The sequence below is a fragment of the Collinsella aerofaciens genome, assembly GCF_015546965.1.
GTDB lineage: Bacteria > Actinomycetota > Coriobacteriia > Coriobacteriales > Coriobacteriaceae > Collinsella > Collinsella aerofaciens_X.
In genome coordinates, this window is the sequence record NZ_JADMUF010000005.1 from 110,249 (window position 1) to 128,057 (window position 17,809).

The following is a 17,809-nucleotide window of genomic DNA, read 5'->3' on the forward strand; positions in this document are numbered from 1 at the left end:
GATTGTTAGGCCTGTCCCCTACGGTTTGTCTAAATCTGTAACAAGTAGAGACGATTTAGCCCGCTAGATGTTACAGATCGAGACAGAAGATTCTAGTCCACGGTGATGTCGAGGTTCTTGCCGATGAGACCTACGTAGCCGCCCTCGGCAGCCTTGGGGCTGTCGGCGTGGCAGAGGACCCACTTGTCGGCCTTCCAGTAGCAGTAGCTGTCACCGGTGGCAGGCATGTCGGCTGCGGCCTCGGGGCGCGGGCCGTTGGTGCCCGCCGGCAGCGCCACCATCACCTGGAAGCCGCCTTCGTCGACCATGCACGGCGTGTAGTGGAGCGTGGTGTTGAAAACCTCGACAACCTTGCCCGCCGGCACGCGGAACGCCTTGACGCACGCGGTATCGAGCTTGCCGTCCTCGATCTCCCAGCGATGCGCCACGAGCAGGATAAAATCGCGAGCACCCAGGTTGAACTCGCTGGCGCGGTGGTACTCCAGGCAGTTGAGGCGCGTGTTGTGACCGTTGCACCAGCCGAGCTGGAAGGGACGGCCACCAAACATGAGAAAGCCCAACTTATCGGCATCCTTGACGCCCTCGAGCTCCGGCGCACTTGCTACGTACTTGCTGCCCTCGGGAATGGGCGTGGCAGAGAGCGCCTCGAGCACGGGCGACGTGAGCTCGGACGAAACGTCATCCCAAACGTTGCCATAGGATTTGAACTCGGGATCGTTGACAGAGTAGATATGCATGTTCACTCCTGTTCGTAAATGTGACTATACGAACATTCTAGAACAAACATGAGCGATTTTGAACGCTCGTCCCGACCAATCAACAAAAAGGCGCCCCCGCATAAGCGAAGGCGCCCAATGCGCTCGTTTTGGGCGATAAAGCCCTTACGCCTGCTGATAGTGCAGGTGCTTCTCGTCGATATCGGCCAGGTCGCGGTCGAGGTAACGGCGTGCGAGCCAGTTAGCCATAGGAAGGTTCTGGTCCAGGTAGTTACCGCATTCCTCGGGAGCGGCACCAGGGACATCGCCCTCAAAGTCGGCGACAAACTCAAACAGCTCGCGGACGAGCGGCAAGATCTTCTCGCTCGTCAGCTCGCCAAAGACAACCAGGTAAAAGCCCGTGCGGCAGCCCATGGGGCCAAAGTAGACAATGCGGCTCGACCACTCGGCATGATTGCGAAGGAACGTCGCGCCCAGGTGCTCGATGGTGTGGCACTCGGCCGTGTTCATGACCGGCTCCTTATTGGGCGTGGTCAGGCGCAGGTCAAAGGTGGTGACGGCGGCGCCGGTCGCCGGATCGCGGTCGATGCGGCTCACATACACGCCGGGCTCAAGCAGCAGATGGTCAACGGAAAAACTCGCGATGCGCTCCATGGCAGATCCTCTCGATAGTCAAATTGGGACGGGGCTCTTTTAGCTGGTTCGAACGGTCGCACCAATCATACCAGTCAAAAAAGCCCCGTCCCAAAAAGACAACTTAGCCAAGGACACGGGCCATACGCGTCTTGAACTCGGACAGGAAGCGCGAAGCATCCACGGTCAGTGCCACAAGCGCGCTCTTGTCCGGATCGGACAGGCGGCGCTCATCGCAGATGGTGCGACCGCGATACTCGCCCAGCAGATCAACACGCAGATTGCAGCCGAGCGCACCCACGAGCGTGGGGTCAATCGCCACAGCGACGGCAAGTGGATCGTGCAGCGCGCAGCCGCCCAGGTAGGGGGCGTTCATCTCGTACGAGCCAATGTAGTGCTCCACCATGCTCGCAAACGCACAGCCCGCCATGGTGCCCGAACCCGTCCAGCCAGCAATGTCGCGGCGCGTGAGCACCACGCGATGCGTCACGTCCAGACCCACCATGGTGAGCTTACGGCCCGAGCGCAGCACCGCGTCGGCTGCCTCGGGGTCGCTCGCCATATTGGCCTCGGCGCCCGCGCTCACGTTACCGGGCACGGTAAGGGCGCCGCCCATCACGACCACGCGGCCGATGGACATCATCGCCGCCGCATCGCGCTCCAGGGCGAGCGCCAGGTTGGAGAGCGGGCCAGTCGCTACGTAGACCAGATCGGGACCATAGGTGCGCGCGGCATCGATCAGATAATCGACCGCAGCGTTGCCGTCGGCCGAGGTCGCCCCCACCGGCTCGTAGGGCGACGCGGGCACGCTCGCGCCGCCGATGCCGTTCTTGCCGTGAATGAGCGCGGTGGACGCCGGCGGCGTATAGGGCTCAGTCGCCTGCAGAGGACGGTCGGCACCCAGGTACACCGGAACCTCGGGGCGACCCAGCAGATCGAGCACCGCCAGGCAATTGTGCGCCGACTGCTCGACGCGCACGTTGCCAAAGCACGTGGTGATGCCCACGAGCTCCACCTCGGAGCTCGCGATGGCATAGGCCAGCGCCATCGCATCGTCAACACCCATATCCAGATCAAGGATCAGCTTCTTGATTGCCATTGTTCTACTCCGCTTCTCCGTCTTTATCGTTTAACCAAACCAATGTTCAACTTCGGCGCGCGTGGGAATCGACTGCTGCGCGCCCAAACGCGACACCGTTACTGCCGAGGCGCGAGCGCCTGCGGCCATGCACTCAAAGAGCGGCAAGCCCTCTAGGCGAGCCGCCGCCAACGCGCCGATAAACGTATCGCCGGCGGCCGTGGTATCGACTACTGTGCTCGAAAGTGCCGGCATGCGCAGCAGCTCACCGTCATCGCCGAGCGTAACCGAGCCGGCACCACCCAGCGTGATGACCGCAGCTCCGGCGCCCTTGTCGAGCAGCGCATTGAGCGCGGCGACGCAACTCGCATCATCCGTGGGCAGAATGCCCGTCAGCGCCTGGCACTCGGTCTCGTTGAGACAGACCAGGTCGACCGCAGGCCAGACCTCCGCAGGCAGCTCGCAGGCGGGCGCTGGATTAAAGACCGTATAGAACCCCAGCTCGTGAGCGCAAACAAGCGCCTCGGCCGTCGCCGCAAGGTCACATTCGCCCTGGGCGATAAAGACGCTTCCGGCAGCCGGGGCAATCTTGCTGGCGTCGCCGTCGAGCTCATCGGTCACCAGACGCCTCAGAGCGCAGGCGACGTCCTCGCCCGTAAGCGCATGATTGGCTCCCGGCGACAGCACGATGCGGTTGTCGCCCTCACAGCGAATGATGGTCGCCGTTCCCGTCTCCACATCATCGCGACGCGCCACAAAGTCACAGTTCACGCCAGTATCTTGGAGCCCCGCCACGAGCGACATGCCAAATGCGTCACAGCCGACCGCGCCGATCATGTGCGTGCACGCGCCCATACGCGCGGCAGCTACGGCCTGATTGGCGCCCTTGCCGCCGGCGTTGGTGATAAACCCGCTGCCGCCGACGGTCTCGCCCGCGCGCGGCATGCGCTCGCACGCCACCGAAAGGTCCATGTTCATGCTGCCGAACACCGCAACGATGCTGTGATCCGCCATGGAAACCTCCTCATCTGCGGGCCTTATGCCCACCGCCGGCCGTCGATCGTGCACTCTCGCACCCCCTATAACTTTAGTTCACTTTGATGTGGACGCGCGCTTGAGCTTGCGCCAGCAGCAAGCATTCACAGGAGCAGGCAGCTACAATGAAGGCGTGCTGATTATTCTCGTCATTGGATGATGTTTTATGGAACAATTCTCGCAATCGGGCTCGCGCGGTCGACGCCGCACAGGCAACGAGCCGGCGCCGCACGAACGCGTGAAGGGCGAGCGCCGTACCAACGAGCCGCGACGCTCCGCGAGCCCTCATCGCGCTTCTGCCAACAACGCGGGCCGCGCCAACACTCCCGCCGCGGAGCAGACGCCTGCTCGCCCCAAGTCCCGCTACATCCCTGCCCTTGACGGCCTGCGCACGCTTGCCGTCGTCGCGGTGGTGCTCTATCACCTCAACCTCACGTGGGCGCAGGGCGGTCTGCTCGGCGTCACGATCTTCTTTGTGCTTTCGGGCTATCTGATCACACGCCTGCTGCTCAACGAAGTCGCTAAGACCGGCCGCATCGACCTCAAGAGCTTCTGGATCCGCCGCATCCGTCGCCTGGTCCCCGCCGTGGTGACCGTCGTGGTGGTGACCTGCGCGCTGTGCACCATCTTTAACCACGTGATGCTCACCAAGATGCGCCCCGACATCCTGCCGTCGCTGCTGTTCTTCAACAACTGGTGGCAGATTGCCCAAAACGTCTCGTACTTCAATGCTCTGGGCGACCCCTCGCCGCTCACGCACTTTTGGTCGCTTGCCATCGAAGAACAGTTCTACCTGATTTGGCCGCCACTGCTGTTTGCCATGGTATCCATGCATGTGAGCAAGCCCAACACGCGCCGCGTGGTTCTGGGCCTCGCCGCGGTATCCGCCCTTGCCATGATGGTGCTTTACAACCCCGCCGCCGACCCCAGCCGCGTGTACTACGGCACCGACACCCGCGTGTTCTCGCTGCTGCTGGGCGCCTGGATGGCCTTTATCCCCGATCGCGACCTGGCGCCGGTGCGTCTCGCTCGTCGTTTGGGGCTCAATCGCCTAGCTGGCGCCGCCAAGCACGGCAAGAACGCCGAGGGCAAGCCCGACGAGAAGGCCGACGAAGCAGCCGAGACCGCCCCGGCACAGCCGAGCGCCCTCGTGCGTTTTTGGTCCTCGCCCGCATCCATCGATGTGTTGGGCGTCGTGGGTCTGGTTGGCCTTGCCGCCATGGTCGCGCTCACCAACGGCTACACCGCCTTCCAGTATCGCGGAGGCACGCTGCTGTGCTCGATCCTCACGCTCATGGTCATCGCGGCCTGCGTGCAGCCCCAGGGAATGGTCGCACGAGCCTTGGCCGCCGAGCCGCTCGTATGGATTGGCAAACGCTCCTACAGCATCTACCTGTGGCACTATCCCCTGCTGTTGCTCATGAACCCGGTCGCCAACATCAACGACACGCCCTGGTGGCAGTATATCTTGCAGGTACTTGTGGTGGTCGCCGTGGCAGAGTGCTGCTATCGCTTTATCGAGACTCCGTTTAGGAAGGGCGCCTTTGGGCGCACCGTCGGCGAATTCCGCGATGGCACCACCACGCCCGCCAACTGGGTGCGCGCGCACGTCCCTGCCTGCGCAGCCTGCGCTGTCGTGTTGGTCGTTGCACTGGGCGGCCTGATCTTTGTGCCCGAGACGTCTGCGCTGAGCGGCGAGGGCGCCGAAGTCCTGAACAAGGAAGCCAAGAACACCGCGCCCACCGACCAGCAGGCGGCCGACGACACCGACAAGGACAACGACGGCTTCCCCGATGGCTCCTACGATCTGCTTATGATCGGCGACTCCGTGTCGCTGCGTGCCGTGGACACCTTTGACGGCGTGTTCCCGCACAGCCATATCGATGCCGAAAAGGGCCGCCAGTTTGATGCGGGGCGCGCGACATTTGAGGGCTATATCCAGCAGAACCTTGCCGGCAAGATCGTGGTCTTTGCCCTGGGCACCAACGGCTTGGTAACCGACGACCAAATCGACGCCATCATGGCCGATGCAGGAGATAAGCGTATCGTCGTGTTTGTGAACACACGCAGTCCGCAGCCGTGGGTTGGCTCTACTAACCAGGCCATCGCCAACGCCGCTACGCGCTACAAGAACGTGCGCGTTATCGACTGGTACGGATACAGTGCCAACCGCAACGACCTGTTCGATGGCGATGGCACGCACCTTTCGAACACGGGTGTGACCGAGTACCTTAAGCTCATCCACGATGCCGTCAAGAAGGACCTGCCCGTGCATCCCGAGGATCACGTTAATGATCCGCAGCCGGCAGCCGTCAAATCTGCCACCGACGCGCTCGTCAATGCGCTCGCTCTCAAGCCGCACAAGTTGGGCACCGACAAGTAACCTGCAGCAAACAACCCAAAATCACTCTTTTAGAGTCGGCCCCAAGAGGTCGCGGGCAAAAAAACAGGCCGCAGCCCCATGGCAGCGGCCTGTTTAAAGTCCAAAAGAGGCGTTAAGCGCTGTAGCCCATCGCTTGCAGCACAAACATGACGACCGTCAGCACCGTAATCACGGCGATAGTCGCCCAAGTGAGCACGTTCCACACGCGGCCGTTGCGGTTGGCACCCATAATGTGACGGTCAGCGGCGATAACCACCTGGAACACCAGAACCACGGGCAGTAGCACGCCATTGATGACCTGCGAGGTCATCATAATCTGGAACAGGTCGACGCCGGGCATAAGCACCAGCACGGCAGAGATACCAATGATGGCCGTAATGATGCCGCGATAGACCGGGGCCTCGTCCCAGCTGCGGTCGGCACCGCGCTCCCAGCCAAATGCCTCGCAGATAGCGCTCGACGTAACGCCCGGCAGCACGCAGGCAGCCAAGAAACTCGCCGCGACCAGGCCCGAGGCAAACAGTACCGTGGACCACTGACCCGCAATAGGCTCCAGCGCGCGCGCGGCATCGGCAGCATCGCTAATCTGAATACCCGCCGGGAACAACACCGTACCGGTCGTGATGATAATAAAGCCGGCAATGACATCGGCGGCAAGCGAGCCGCTCACGGTATCGATGCGCTGCAGCACGATATCGTCCTCGCCCGCGTTCTTATCGACCACGTTGTTCTGCGCCAAGAAAATCATCCACGGCGCGATGGTGGTACCGATCGTCGCGACCACGAGCGACACGTAGCTGGGGTCATTTTGAATGTTAGGCACGACCAGGTCGACCGCGACCTCACCCCAGTTGGGGCCAGCCATAAACGCGGCGACAATATAGGTCACGAACACGCAGCTCACCAGCAGCAGAATCTTCTCGATGCGCTGGAAACTACCCGACATGGTAAGCATCCACACCAGCAGCGCCACCAACGGCACCGAGATGCTCGCCGGCACGCCAAAGAGAGCAAGGCCGCTGGCGATGCCCGCAAACTCCGAAATGGTCACAGCCGTGTTGGCGATCAACAGCGCCGCCATAGCAAGTACACTCTTGCGCACGCCAAAGCGCTCGCGAATGAGCGATGCCAAGCCCTTGCCCGTGACGCAGCCGCAGCGCGCCGCGGTCTCCTGCGTCACGATGAGCAGCACAGTCATGACGGGAAGCATCCAGAGCATCTTGTAGCCATAGCTGGCGCCCGCGCTGGAATACGTTGCAATGCCGCCGGCGTCATTGCCCGAAAGCGCCGCCAGCAGACCGGGACCCATAGCGCCAAAGATGGCCGCGATGGTCAACTTTTGCTTGGTGCCCGACTTTTGCTTGGTATTTTGCACGCGACCACCTAACCCATGACCGACATGGTGAGCAGCACCGCGGCGGCGCAGTACGCTACGCACGAGATCATGACGGCAATAACGTTCATGGCGGTGCCCGACGTGTTGAGGTCATGCTCGTCACGCCAGAACAGCACCATCAGGTAAATCACGGCGCTCATGTTGCCAATCAGGCAGACGATGGCCGCAATGTTAAAGCAGCCGGTAAAGAGCTGTTCCTCAAACATGGGCGCGTCGGGGAACGCGGCGGTGCGCACCAGCTGGGCGCACAGGTAGGTCACGAGCGACAGGATCAGGCCCATGCCCGTGCTCTGGAAGAAGAACCCCAGATACGGCTTGGGCTCGTCGTCGTGACCGTCATACTCCAGGAAGTAGTTCTTGACGAACGACACCATGCGCGAGGCCGCCAGCAGCACGAGCGGCATGGCGCACATGGGGAACACCACCAGATGCGCGGAGCCGAGCGCCGTCCCCAGCACCGTTGCCATGATGCACGACGCGATGCCCCATACAACAACCCAGTACTGGCGATGCACGAACCAGCTGAGCACGTTCGTCGAGTCGTCCGACGCGCTATCGCCCGAGCCGACACCGGCGATCTGCAGGTCCTCCTGATGCTCCTCGGCGATAACGTCCATGGCGTCGTCGAAGGTTACGATACCCAGGATATGACGGTTCTCGTCGCAGACAGGGATGGCAACCAGGTCGTACTTGGTCATCTCGTCCGTCACGTCTTCCTGGTCCTCGTCAGGCGACACATAGACCAGGTCGCGATGGGCCAGCTGACCCAGCGTGGCGTCGCGGTCGGCTACAATCAGCGTGCGCAGCGAAAGCACGCCGGTCAGCATGCCGCTCGGATCCTCGGTATAGACGTAATAGACACTCTCAAAGTCCTCGTCGAGTATGCGAATCGCCTCGATGGCATCACCGACCGTCGCCGTGGCGGGCAGCGAGACAAACTCCGAGGTCATGATGCGGCCGGCGGTGTTGTCCTCGTAGCCCAACAGATTACGAATCGCCTTCTCCTCCTTGACGCCCATCAGGCGCAGGAGCTTCTCAGCCTTCTCATAATCGAGCTCGTCGATCAGGTCGGCAGCGTCGTCCGGGTCCATCATGGCCAGCATCGACGATGCGTCGGTATCGGACAGGCCCTCGAGCATCTCGGTCATGAGCTCGTCGTCATCGAACTCCGAGATGGCCTCGGCGGCCTGTGCCGTATCGAGCTGCGCGAACACCTGCGCACGTAGGCGCGGGTCGAGCTGCTCGATAATGTCGGCGATGTCGGCAGGGTGCAGCTCGCCGAGCGTCTTGTGCGACACCGAGAGTTGAATGTTCTTGGTCGAGCGGTCGAGCAGGTCCATGTAGGACCAAGCGATGATGTCCTCGCTGAGCGGCTTGCCCAGGTGCTTCATAAAGCCTTCGACGATATGCTCGAGCGCGGGGCTGATGGCGCGTAGCAGACCGCGGGCACCGACCTCGGCGCCCAGCAGGCGCAGCTGGTTTTCGCCCGACATGGAAAACTTGATGTCGTTTACGCGCACGACCTTCATGCCCTGCGTGTCGACGATCTGCTTGTTGAGCACGTCGCGGGCGAGCAGGAGTTCGGTCGGCTGCAGATACGAAAAACGGATTTCGGTGGCCGGCGACTTAAGGTGTACGCCCGTCTCGTCGATACGGTCGACCCATTTGCGCCAGCTGATCATAAACGGCGTCTTGCCGGGGCCGCGGAACGCGAGCGACGTCACGTGTGGAAAAACTTCGCCGGTAGCAATGCCAAAATCGTTCACAACGCCGAGCTTTTCGCCGTCGACGTCCAAGACCGGCAATTTGAGCATCTCACTCAGATAATTCAATGGTGCTCCCCATCATTATTCCTCCGGACGCGACCGCGCGTGCGGCGTCCGGGGGCTTCTGGATATGTATACGCATGCGCGGGCGGCACGCCGCTCGACGCTTACACCCCGTGCATGCGCAAATAGCACCTGCATGGGGTCATCGACTGTATGGTCGAGGTTTGGATTTCACCTGTAACCTTTCTCTTGACCCTCATTAACCGCAGTAACTATAGCATCAGCATCGCCCTGCGGCATCGAATTTATGCGCTGCACATTGCAGGCATACCAAACGCTGACGCATCCGTGACATAGCTGTTGGGGACGTTCTTAAACGACTACCCAATGACTACTCTGTGGTGTCGTCGTCCTCGGCAAGTTGGGGGAACACGGCGTCCTTGGGCATGGTGACCTTCGTCAGCGAGGTGAGCTTTTTGCTCAGCGACGTGTCCGTCTTGACCAGGTCGCTGAGCGTCACGATCTTGTAGCCGTCGGCAATGAGGCCGTCGATAATCTGCGGCAGCGCCTCGAGTGTCTGCTCGGCGCATTCGTCTCTATCGGTGAGCAGCACGATATTGCCCGGCGTCACCGAATCGAGCACCGTCGAGACCTGTTCGTCGGCACCGTTGAGCAGCCAGTCGCCCGAGTCGATATTCCACGAGACCACGGCGGAGACCAGGTCCATCGCATCAATCCAGTTTTGCTCGTCAAAGGCAGCGTAGGGAGCACGCAGCAGCATCGTCTTCACGCCGGTCGCCGACTTAATCGCGTCGGTGCCTTTCGTGATCTGTTCGCGTACCGCCTCACGGTCCTGACCCTTGAGCGAATCGTCGCTGTAGCTGTTGGATCCGATCTCGCACCCGGCATCGACAATCGCCTTGGCCGTGGCAGGCGAGGCCTCGGCCGCATCACCCGAAAGGAAGAACGTCGCGGTGGCACCCTTTTCCTTGAGCACCTGCAAGATCTGTTTGGTGGCGCCGCTCGGACCCTCGTCAAACGTCAGCGCCACGTACTTTTTGTTGCCCTTGGGCGCCACGCTGGCGCACGCAACGACGCAATCGGTGGCGGGCACAACCTCGCCGCGGTCTTGCGTCTTGCCCGACTGCTCACCAATCCACACCTCGGAGCGGCCCTGGACACCCCATGTCTGCACATACTCGATAGCGCCCGTACCCTCGACCTTGAGCTTGGGCTCGATAACCGTAGCCTGAACCTCGTGCTTCTCGTAGGTGTTACGGCCATCCTTGACCGTCACCTTCTCGCCGCCCTCAAGTTCGCGGCTATCCCATTTACCCTGCTTCACGCGCTTGCCGTCGAGCTTCACCGACAGCTTTTCGCCCCCATGGCGCTTGAGCACGCTGTCATCGACGGCCAGCAGGTCGCCTGCGTCGTAGGTGTCAGTCAACTCCTGGTCGTCGATGAGATTCTGCAGCGTAGAGCCCACACGCACCGCGGTCTTCTGGCCGTTGAGCTCCACGTCCACACTGCGGTTGACGTAGCCCACGACGGCAGCGATAAACAGCACGAGTGCGCAACCCACGGCAATGAGCGCATAGGGCAAGCGAGACGAACGACGGGGCGTACGGCTGTTGCCGATGCGAGCGCTGCGGTCGCTAAAGCCGCGGCTATGGTTGAGATACATCGCGCCGGGCTTACGGTGACGCTTGCGCTGACCGCTGGGCAGCTGCCCCAGGTCGCGGCGCGCCGTCGGACGCGCACCCGAACGCCCGTTTAAGTTGGATCCGTTTTGGCGCATGTGCCCTCCCCCATAAACACAGCAAGCCGGAGCAACAGGTCTCCGGCTTGCCTCCCATCATTTGGTACGTCGCTATTTTGTAGCTTTTGACGAGCCTCCGCTCGCCTTTTGGTATTCGTCCTTAAAGGCCTTGAACATGCCGCGCGTCTTGCCGAGCTGCTTGCCCAGTGCGCGACTGCCTTTGTCCACGGCAACCGATCCCTTGTCATCGAGCACCTTGGCGCCCTTCTTGACCTTATCGCCCACCACGACGCTTGCCTCGGCAGCCTTTGCGGCGGCGCCGCCCGAATACCCGAGCGACTTGACCTCGTCCGAAACAATCATCGCGCCGTCCGCATAGCCGCGCAGCATCGTCGGCGGCACCTGCGTGTCACCAACCAAAACACTCGAAGCAGCACCGGCGGTCACATAGAATGCCTGCACGATGCCCGAGCGTGGCTTGAACTCAACGTCCGAGCAATAGCCCACGACGTCGCCTGATTCCGTGCGCACGTCCATACCGACCCAGATGATGCAATCGTCCAGGTTGATGTCGAGGCGCTTGGCAGCGGCGGCATCGTACGTGTCCTTGACGTCATCGACCGCAATGGCGCCCTCGTAGACACCAATGGCGTCGAGCGCTACGAATCGGTCGGGGCGCTCGATCATGCCCGCGATATCGGACTGGCGGACCATAAAGCCGACCACGCGCGTACCGCCCGGAGTAAAGACCGGAAAGTGAATCTTTCCGAGCTTTTTAGGGCTGCGCGGCGTGCCGTCCTTTTTGGTGCGCTTGTCCTCGGTAGGCTTGCGATAGATCTTGGCGCCGACAAAATCCCCGGCGCGCATTATGCCTCGGTCGAGGGCTCCGCAGCCTCGGTATCAGCCTCGACGGCGTTCTCGACCACGACGTCGGCGGCAGGCGTCACGTTGCCGCCCGAAATGGCGTCGTTGAGCTGCTCGCGCAGCTGGTCCATGCGCTCGCGGGCCAGGTCGACCTTGGCGCGCAGATCGTCGGTCTTGGCGTCGACCATCGGGCCAAAGTCATTCACCGCAGCACGGGCCTCCTCGGCGCTGTGCTCGTAGGTGTCGCGCATATTGTCCCAGGCGTCGTTAGCGATATCGGCAGCCATGGCGCGGGTCTCGGCGCCCGAGCGCGGGGCCAGAGCAACGCCGACAATAGCGCCGGCAGCGGCACCAAAAAGTGCGCCGGAGACAAAGCTGAAAGTCTTACCCATGATCATTCCTCTCCTGCGGGCACGTCGGTGCCCACCGTTTGAATGCTGTCCATTATACCCGCAGCGCATCACTTGCCGCTCCGCTCATCTGCGTACGGCAAAGGCGCAGGTACGTGATGGTGATAAACGCGTAGGCCTACTCTTGGGGCATAGCCGGCATGGCCACCGTGGCACCCGGGTCCTCGCCGGCGCCGTCCACGAGCGGCAGGCCGCCCTCATGCGCAGGTCCTGCCGGAACCGTCGCAGCACCGCCAAAGACGGCAGCGGAGGCCTCGTGGTTCTCGGCAACCGCGCCCTCGGTATCAATCGCCACCTGGGGCTCGTCGTCAAAGTTGGGGACGCCCTGGGGCTCGGCGGGAACGGGCTCGGCGGTCGCATCGGCAACGGGCTCGGCGTCGACCGGCACATCGCCCTCGTCAGCGCCCTCGTCCTCGGCAGCATCTTCGCCGTTCGCAGCGGCGACGGCCTCGTGAGGATCCTTGCCCTCGGCCTCGGCGCGCATGCCCAGTACCAGGTTGCGCAGGCCCGCGACCGTGCCCTCCACGTCGGGGGCAGGCTGGTCGGCGTGCAGGTACGCCCAGTCCATCATAAAGGTTGCCGACGACAGCGCACCGATGGCCAGCGCGTCGTCGGGGCACGAAAGCTCAACCTCAAAGACGCGCTCGTCGTGCTCGCTTACGCGCGTGCGGCCGCACGAAATGCTGCCGGCAAGACCGGTCTCGTTCATGAGCTCAACCGTCACGTGCTCCAGCAGGTGGCAGAGCTCGGTCTGGCCCATGCAGTCCTGGAACTCGCGACCGGAATCACCCAGGCACAGGTGCTTGGCAATCGCCGGCACCAGGTAATACACGCGCGCCGTGGCCTCGATATCCTCCGAGGTCATGAGCGGCATGCCGGGGTTCACCAGCACATGCGCGCAGATCTTGTCCTCGCTGACGGTGACCTTAAGGATGTTGAACAGGCCTGCCATAACTCTCCCCTACTCTTCCTTGCCCTACTCGTCGCCATCGTGCGGATCCACAGAGCCCGCACCCGACGTCGCCGGCTTCTCTGCCGAAGACTCGGAATCCTTCTTATCGGTTTCGGCCGGAGCGATCACGCGAATGAGCGAGATGCGCTGGCCACGCATCGACTGCACCTTGAACTTGTACCCTGCAACCTCAAACACCTCTCCGATGTCGGGCACCGAGTCACAAAGCTCCAAGATCCAGCCGGCGATGGTCTCATAATCATCGCTTTCCTCGAGCGGCCAACCAAGCTCAATCGCGTCATCGCACGAAAAACGCCCATCAACGAGCCACTCGCGGCGCGAAAGGCGCGTGAGATACTTGTTGTCGGGGTCGAACTCGTCCTCGATCTCGCCGACGATCTCCTCGACGATGTCCTCGATGGTGATAATGCCGGCCGTGCCGCCGTACTCGTCCACGACCACCACGATCTGGTCGTGAGAGGTCTGCATCTCGGACAGCAGCGGCAGGATGTCCTTGGTGTCGGGCACAAAGGTGGCGTCGCGCAAAAAACCGGCGATGGGCTGGTCGCCCTCGCCGTCGAGCGCGGGCTGAATCAGGTCCTTGATGTGCGCAATGCCGGCGACGTTGTCGGGATCCTCGTGATAGACGGGGATGCGGCTAAAGCCGGTCTGGCGCATGGTGGACAGCACGTCGGCGACCGTCTCGTCGTCCTCGCACATGGTGGTGTCCACGCGCGGCACCATGACCTCGCGGGCAACGGTGTCGCCCAGGTCGAAGATCTCGTGGATCATGCGCTTTTCCTCGTCGAGCAGGTCGTCCTGCTCCGAGACCATGTACTTGATCTCTTCTTCCGAGACGTTCTGGCGGTCGTCGGCACTCTTGATGCGCAGGATGCGGGCCAGGCCATCGGAGCAAGCGCCAGTCAGCCACACGAGCGGACGGGCGATCTTCTGGAACACGGAAAGCGGGCCCACGACCTGCTTGGACACGTCCTCGGCATTGGCCAGGCCGATGCGCTTGGGGACGAGCTCGCCGATCACGATGGATACGAAGGCGACCGCGACGGTGATGATGACCGGCGCCAGGCCGCGCGCGATGGCGGAGAGCGGCGCGATGCCAAAGCTCATGAGCCACGTGGCGAGCGGGTCGGACAGACTCGTCGAGGCGACGGCGGACGAGGCGAAGCCCACGAGCGTAATGGCAACCTGGATGGTGGCGAGCAGCTGGTCGGAGTCGGCAGCCAGCTTAATGGCACGCTCGGCGCGTTTGTCGCCTTCCTCGGCCTCGTGCTCCAGCACGGCGCGCTTGGCCGTGGTGAGCGCCATCTCGGACATAGAGAAGTAGCCGTTGATGAGGGTCAAAACGAGGGTGGTGATAAGGGAGATGGTTATGTCCATCGGGAGTTTCTCGAACCTCCAAGATTCGGGACGTCGGATTAAAACGTTGACGGCGGATACGGCAATTGCGCCGGCGCCCAAACAAGGACGCGAGCGCGCAGGCGTGGTCGCTAGATTACGAAGAGGATCACCGCCATGAACTGGAAGATACTGCCGGCGAGCACCCACAGGTGGAACACGCTGTGCAGGTAGCGCACGTTTTTGGCGATAAAGAACGGCACGCCCGCGGTGTAGCACACGCCGCCGACGGCGAGCAGGGCAAGTGCCACGGGGTTGAGCAGCGCCACAAGTTCGGGCAGCTTAAAGACAACGAGCCAGCCCATCAGCAGGTAGACCAGGCCGCTTACCCAGTGCGGTTGACGCTCGCGTAGGAAGCACTCGAGGGCGATGCCGATGATGGCGATGGCCCATACGGCAAAGAACAGCGCAGGGCCGCCGTCGTTTGCGAGCGTGATAAGGCAAAACGGCGTATAGCTGCCGGCTATGAGCAGGTAGATGCAGCTGTGGTCGATGATGCGAAACACGCGCTTGGCGCGAGCGGGCTGAATCGCGTGGTAGAGCGTGGAGGCCAGATATTCGAGGATGATGCTGACGCCATAGACAATTGCCGCGGCCATGTGGGCCGGGCCTCCGCCGCGCAGGGCAGCGAATACGATCAGGAGCACCAGGCCCGCGATACCCAGCAGGCAGCCGACACCATGGGTGACGGAGTTCATGATCTCCTCGCCCACCGTGTAGTGTGGAACGGCCGCGGTCTTGGGTCGCGGCTTAGAACTGTCGCTCGAATCGGACATGCCGGTTACATCCTCCAACGTAAAGAGTTCTCAACACTATATCAAAGCGTCTGGGTACGCGCGAAATTTGCACCATACGTGACCCTTTGTTTACCCATTCTTTGCTTGTTGACGTATCAACGGCGAACGTCCATAATGCGCTTGCATTAAATGTTGATGTATTAACATCTTATAGGAAAGCTTCTTATGTCTCAAAACGCACGTTCCCATCGAAAGCTCAAGATAGCCGGCGTCGTTGCGCTGGTGCTCGTTGTCGCGCTGCTGGGGTTTGCCGGCAACTTTTTGTTTGACTTTGCCCTGAACCCCCAAGCGCCCTACACCATGAAGATGATGCAGGATGGTAAGGCCGACAAAAAAGGTGAGCAGCCGGATGCCGAGGAAACCGAGGCGCGGGCGTGGTTTAAAGAGAACCGCGAGAGCAGCAGCCTCACCGCAGATGACGGAACCGAGCTCGCCGCCTGGTATTTTGCTGCGTCGGAGAGCACGCACGACTACGCCGTCTGCCTGCATGGATATACCAACGAGCCCATCGGTATGGCCCGATACGTCAAGCGATTCCACGACCGCGGCATGAACGTACTCGCACCCGCCGCCCGCGCCCACGAGCGCTCCGGCGGCGACTATATCGGCATGGGCTGGCCCGAGCGCCTCGACATCGTCGCATGGATCGAGCGAATCGTTCAGGCTGACCCCGAGGCGCGCATCCTGGTCTTTGGCGAGTCGATGGGTGCGGCAACCGCCATGAACGTCGCGGGGGAGTCTCTGCCCGCAAACGTGAAATGCATTATCGAGGACTGCGGTTATACGAGTGTTTGGGACGAGTTTTCCCTGCAGCTCAAGGATGTGTTCGGCCTGCCCAGCTTTCCCTTGCTCGATGTAGCAAACTTGGTGTGCAACGTGCGCGCGGGCTACGACTTTCATAAGGCGAGCAGTGTGGAGCAACTCAAACACGCGACGGTTCCCATGCTGTTTATCCACGGCGGCCAGGACACCTTTGTGCCGTACAGTATGCTCGACCAAAACTACGAGGCGTGCGCCAGCAAGGTCAAGCAAAAGCTCACCATCCATGGCGCCACCCACGCCAAGAGTGCGCAAGTTGACCCCGAGCTCTACTGGAACACAGTCAATAACTTCCTCGACGAGCACTTTTAGGCAAAAAGCAACGTCTGGGGTTTTGTTGCCTAAAACGCCTTGTGGTCGGCGGTATTCGATTTTTCACCTCGCTTCCGAAAAGCCGCCCGTGAGCGCTGTGCTCACGGGCGGCTTTTACTTACGTTGCGCTGCTAAAAGAACGCGATTTGTCCAATAACCGGACGCTACTTGACCTCGATGAGCTCATACTCGCTCGTGCCCAGGCCAATCTTTTCGGCGTGCGCGATGCACGCGCGCCAGTCGGTGTCGGGATGCGTGATGCAGAAGGGGTCGTGTGCCTGCTCGCCCTCCAGGTGCTCGTGATTGTGCTCCATCTTAGCGGCGCTATCGGTGAGCTCGGTGTTGGGCAGCGGCTCGGATGCCATGACGGCGTCGGCGCAAGCCTGGTCGATGGCGACCGGGTCGAAGCTCGCGAACATACCGATATCGTTGACGATGGGCGTGTCGTTTTCGGGATGGCAATCGCAGTTGGGACTAATGTCCATAGCGAGCGAGATGTGGAAACTCGGGCGGCCGTCGACGACAGCCTTCGTGTACTCGGCGATCTTGTAGTTGAGCACATCGGCCGCAGCGTCATAGCCGGGCTTGATGCAGTCCTGGTTGCACGCCGCAATGCAGCGCCCACACCCCACGCAGCGATTGTGGTCGATGGCGGCCACGTGTACCGTGCGAGTACTACCGTTGGCAAGCTCGCGCTCGCGGGTGTCGTCAAACGAGACGGCGTTGTGCGCGCAGATCTTTTCGCAGGCGTGGCAGCCCACGCAGTTGGTGGTATCGACATTCGGCTTGCCGGCGGCGTGCTGCTCCATCTTGCCAGCACGGCTGCCGCCTCCCATGCCCAGGTTCTTCATGGCGCCGCCAAATCCGGCCTGCTCATGGCCCTTAAAGTGGGTGAGGCTGATCACGATGTCGGCGTCCATGAGTGCCTGGCCGATCTTGGCCTCGTGCACGTACTCACCGCCCTCGACCGGAACGAGTGCCTCATCGGTGCCCTTGAGGCCGTCGGCGATGATAATCTGACAGCCCGTGGCATACGGGGTGAAGCCGTTCTGGTAGGCGGTGTCGATGTGCTCGAGCGCGTTTTTGCGGCTACCGACATAGAGCGTGTTGCAGTCGGTGAGGAAGGGCTTACCGCCCAGCTCTTTCACGACATCCGCAACGGCGCGGGCGTAGTTGGGGCGCAAAAAGCTCAGGTTGCCCAGCTCGCCAAAGTGAATCTTGATAGCAACGAACTTGTTCTCAAAGTCGATCTGCTCAATACCGGCGCGGCGAATGAGGCGCTTGAGCTTGTCGAGCTGGCTCTCGCGAGCATGCGTGCGCAGGTTGGTGAAGTACACCTTAGCGGGTGCTGCGGGTGCAGTTACGGTCATAGATATATCCCCTCGGTCTATATGGCGTTACAGACATAGAGGATGGTACCAGTTAAAGCAGAGTTAAAGTCAAGTATGGCACCTAGTCATTGGGGACACT

15 protein-coding genes are annotated in these 17,809 nt (G+C 61.6%); 2 read left to right on the forward strand and 13 right to left on the reverse strand.

Annotated features, from left to right (window positions below):
* Window positions 1-92: 92 nt before the first annotated feature.
* From I1M21_RS05150 to I1M21_RS05165, 4 genes are all read right to left on the reverse strand, one after another.
* Window positions 93-737, reverse strand: a complete 645-nt coding sequence (locus I1M21_RS05150) for a DUF4867 family protein (protein ID WP_195192699.1) — start codon at window positions 735-737, stop codon at window positions 93-95.
* Between the two features lie 144 nt (window positions 738-881).
* Window positions 882-1,370 carry an S-ribosylhomocysteine lyase gene (locus I1M21_RS05155; protein WP_195192700.1) on the reverse strand — a complete coding sequence of 163 codons (489 nt, stop codon included), beginning with the start codon at window positions 1,368-1,370 and terminating at the stop codon, window positions 882-884.
* 103 nt (window positions 1,371-1,473) lie between these two features.
* Entirely contained in the window at window positions 1,474-2,448 is a 975-nt protein-coding gene (locus I1M21_RS05160) for a nucleoside hydrolase (protein ID WP_195192701.1), read from the reverse strand.
* Window positions 2,449-2,478: 30 nt separating this feature from the next.
* Entirely contained in the window at window positions 2,479-3,441 is a 963-nt protein-coding gene (locus I1M21_RS05165; RefSeq protein WP_195192702.1) for a ribokinase, read from the reverse strand.
* 187 nt (window positions 3,442-3,628) lie between these two features.
* Here I1M21_RS05165 and I1M21_RS05170 point away from each other — a divergent pair, with 187 nt between their 5' ends.
* A complete protein-coding gene (locus tag I1M21_RS05170) occupies window positions 3,629-5,845 on the forward strand; it encodes an acyltransferase family protein (RefSeq protein ID WP_195192703.1) in 2,217 nt (738 codons plus the stop codon).
* A 112-nt stretch (window positions 5,846-5,957) separates the two neighbouring features.
* Here the strand turns inward: I1M21_RS05170 and I1M21_RS05175 are convergent, their stop codons facing one another.
* From I1M21_RS05175 to trhA, 8 genes are all read right to left on the reverse strand, one after another.
* Window positions 5,958-7,154, reverse strand: coding sequence for an Nramp family divalent metal transporter (locus tag I1M21_RS05175; protein ID WP_099432833.1), 1,197 nt, complete (start codon window positions 7,152-7,154; stop codon window positions 5,958-5,960).
* Window positions 7,155-7,228: 74 nt separating this feature from the next.
* The gene (locus I1M21_RS05180; RefSeq protein WP_195192704.1) at window positions 7,229-9,073 is read right to left on the reverse strand and encodes a magnesium transporter; all 1,845 of its coding nucleotides are present in this window, start codon (window positions 9,071-9,073) and stop codon (window positions 7,229-7,231) included.
* Window positions 9,074-9,401: 328 nt separating this feature from the next.
* Window positions 9,402-10,808 carry a polysaccharide deacetylase family protein gene (locus I1M21_RS05185; protein ID WP_229025621.1) on the reverse strand — a complete coding sequence of 469 codons (1,407 nt, stop codon included), beginning with the start codon at window positions 10,806-10,808 and terminating at the stop codon, window positions 9,402-9,404.
* Window positions 10,809-10,880: 72 nt separating this feature from the next.
* A complete protein-coding gene (locus tag I1M21_RS05190) occupies window positions 10,881-11,636 on the reverse strand; it encodes a PRC-barrel domain-containing protein (RefSeq protein ID WP_006235736.1) in 756 nt (251 codons plus the stop codon).
* The gene (locus I1M21_RS05195) at window positions 11,636-12,025 is read right to left on the reverse strand and encodes a YtxH domain-containing protein (protein ID WP_035136593.1); all 390 of its coding nucleotides are present in this window, start codon (window positions 12,023-12,025) and stop codon (window positions 11,636-11,638) included. The genes I1M21_RS05190 and I1M21_RS05195 overlap by 1 nt, the downstream gene beginning before the upstream one ends.
* Before the next feature lie 136 nt (window positions 12,026-12,161).
* Window positions 12,162-12,995 carry a cyanophycin synthetase family protein gene (locus I1M21_RS09815; protein WP_229025622.1) on the reverse strand — a complete coding sequence of 278 codons (834 nt, stop codon included), beginning with the start codon at window positions 12,993-12,995 and terminating at the stop codon, window positions 12,162-12,164.
* 24 nt (window positions 12,996-13,019) lie between these two features.
* Window positions 13,020-14,393 carry a hemolysin family protein gene (locus I1M21_RS05205; protein ID WP_195192705.1) on the reverse strand — a complete coding sequence of 458 codons (1,374 nt, stop codon included), beginning with the start codon at window positions 14,391-14,393 and terminating at the stop codon, window positions 13,020-13,022.
* 110 nt (window positions 14,394-14,503) lie between these two features.
* Window positions 14,504-15,187, reverse strand: a complete 684-nt coding sequence (gene trhA, locus I1M21_RS05210; protein ID WP_195192706.1) for a PAQR family membrane homeostasis protein TrhA — start codon at window positions 15,185-15,187, stop codon at window positions 14,504-14,506.
* A 186-nt stretch (window positions 15,188-15,373) separates the two neighbouring features.
* Between trhA and I1M21_RS05215 the strand changes: the two genes are divergently transcribed.
* Window positions 15,374-16,339, forward strand: a complete 966-nt coding sequence (locus tag I1M21_RS05215; RefSeq protein ID WP_195192707.1) for an alpha/beta hydrolase — start codon at window positions 15,374-15,376, stop codon at window positions 16,337-16,339.
* Window positions 16,340-16,503: 164 nt separating this feature from the next.
* Here I1M21_RS05215 and I1M21_RS05220 read toward each other — a convergent pair whose 3' ends face one another.
* Window positions 16,504-17,709 carry a DUF362 domain-containing protein gene (locus I1M21_RS05220; protein ID WP_195192708.1) on the reverse strand — a complete coding sequence of 402 codons (1,206 nt, stop codon included), beginning with the start codon at window positions 17,707-17,709 and terminating at the stop codon, window positions 16,504-16,506.
* Window positions 17,710-17,809: the final 100 nt, after the last annotated feature.

Bases quoted from the DNA above. Each gene is read 5' to 3' on its own strand.
- I1M21_RS05150 (WP_195192699.1), bottom strand. From the start codon at position 737: ATGCATATCTACTCTGTCAACGATCCCGAGTTCAAATCCTATGGCAAC.
- I1M21_RS05155 (WP_195192700.1), bottom strand. From the start codon at position 1,370: ATGGAGCGCATCGCGAGTTTTTCCGTTGACCATCTGCTGCTTGAGCCC.
- I1M21_RS05160 (WP_195192701.1), bottom strand. From the start codon at position 2,448: ATGGCAATCAAGAAGCTGATCCTTGATCTGGATATGGGTGTTGACGAT.
- I1M21_RS05165 (WP_195192702.1), bottom strand. From the start codon at position 3,441: ATGGCGGATCACAGCATCGTTGCGGTGTTCGGCAGCATGAACATGGAC.
- I1M21_RS05170 (WP_195192703.1), top strand. From the start codon at position 3,629: ATGGAACAATTCTCGCAATCGGGCTCGCGCGGTCGACGCCGCACAGGC.
- I1M21_RS05175 (WP_099432833.1), bottom strand. From the start codon at position 7,154: ATGGGTCCCGGTCTGCTGGCGGCGCTTTCGGGCAATGACGCCGGCGGC.
- I1M21_RS05185 (WP_229025621.1), bottom strand. From the start codon at position 10,808: ATGCGCCAAAACGGATCCAACTTAAACGGGCGTTCGGGTGCGCGTCCG.
- I1M21_RS05190 (WP_006235736.1), bottom strand. From the start codon at position 11,636: ATGCGCGCCGGGGATTTTGTCGGCGCCAAGATCTATCGCAAGCCTACC.
- I1M21_RS05195 (WP_035136593.1), bottom strand. From the start codon at position 12,025: ATGGGTAAGACTTTCAGCTTTGTCTCCGGCGCACTTTTTGGTGCCGCT.
- I1M21_RS09815 (WP_229025622.1), bottom strand. From the start codon at position 12,995: ATGGCAGGCCTGTTCAACATCCTTAAGGTCACCGTCAGCGAGGACAAG.
- I1M21_RS05205 (WP_195192705.1), bottom strand. From the start codon at position 14,393: ATGGACATAACCATCTCCCTTATCACCACCCTCGTTTTGACCCTCATC.
- trhA (WP_195192706.1), bottom strand. From the start codon at position 15,187: ATGTCCGATTCGAGCGACAGTTCTAAGCCGCGACCCAAGACCGCGGCC.
- I1M21_RS05215 (WP_195192707.1), top strand. From the start codon at position 15,374: ATGTCTCAAAACGCACGTTCCCATCGAAAGCTCAAGATAGCCGGCGTC.
- I1M21_RS05220 (WP_195192708.1), bottom strand. From the start codon at position 17,709: ATGACCGTAACTGCACCCGCAGCACCCGCTAAGGTGTACTTCACCAAC.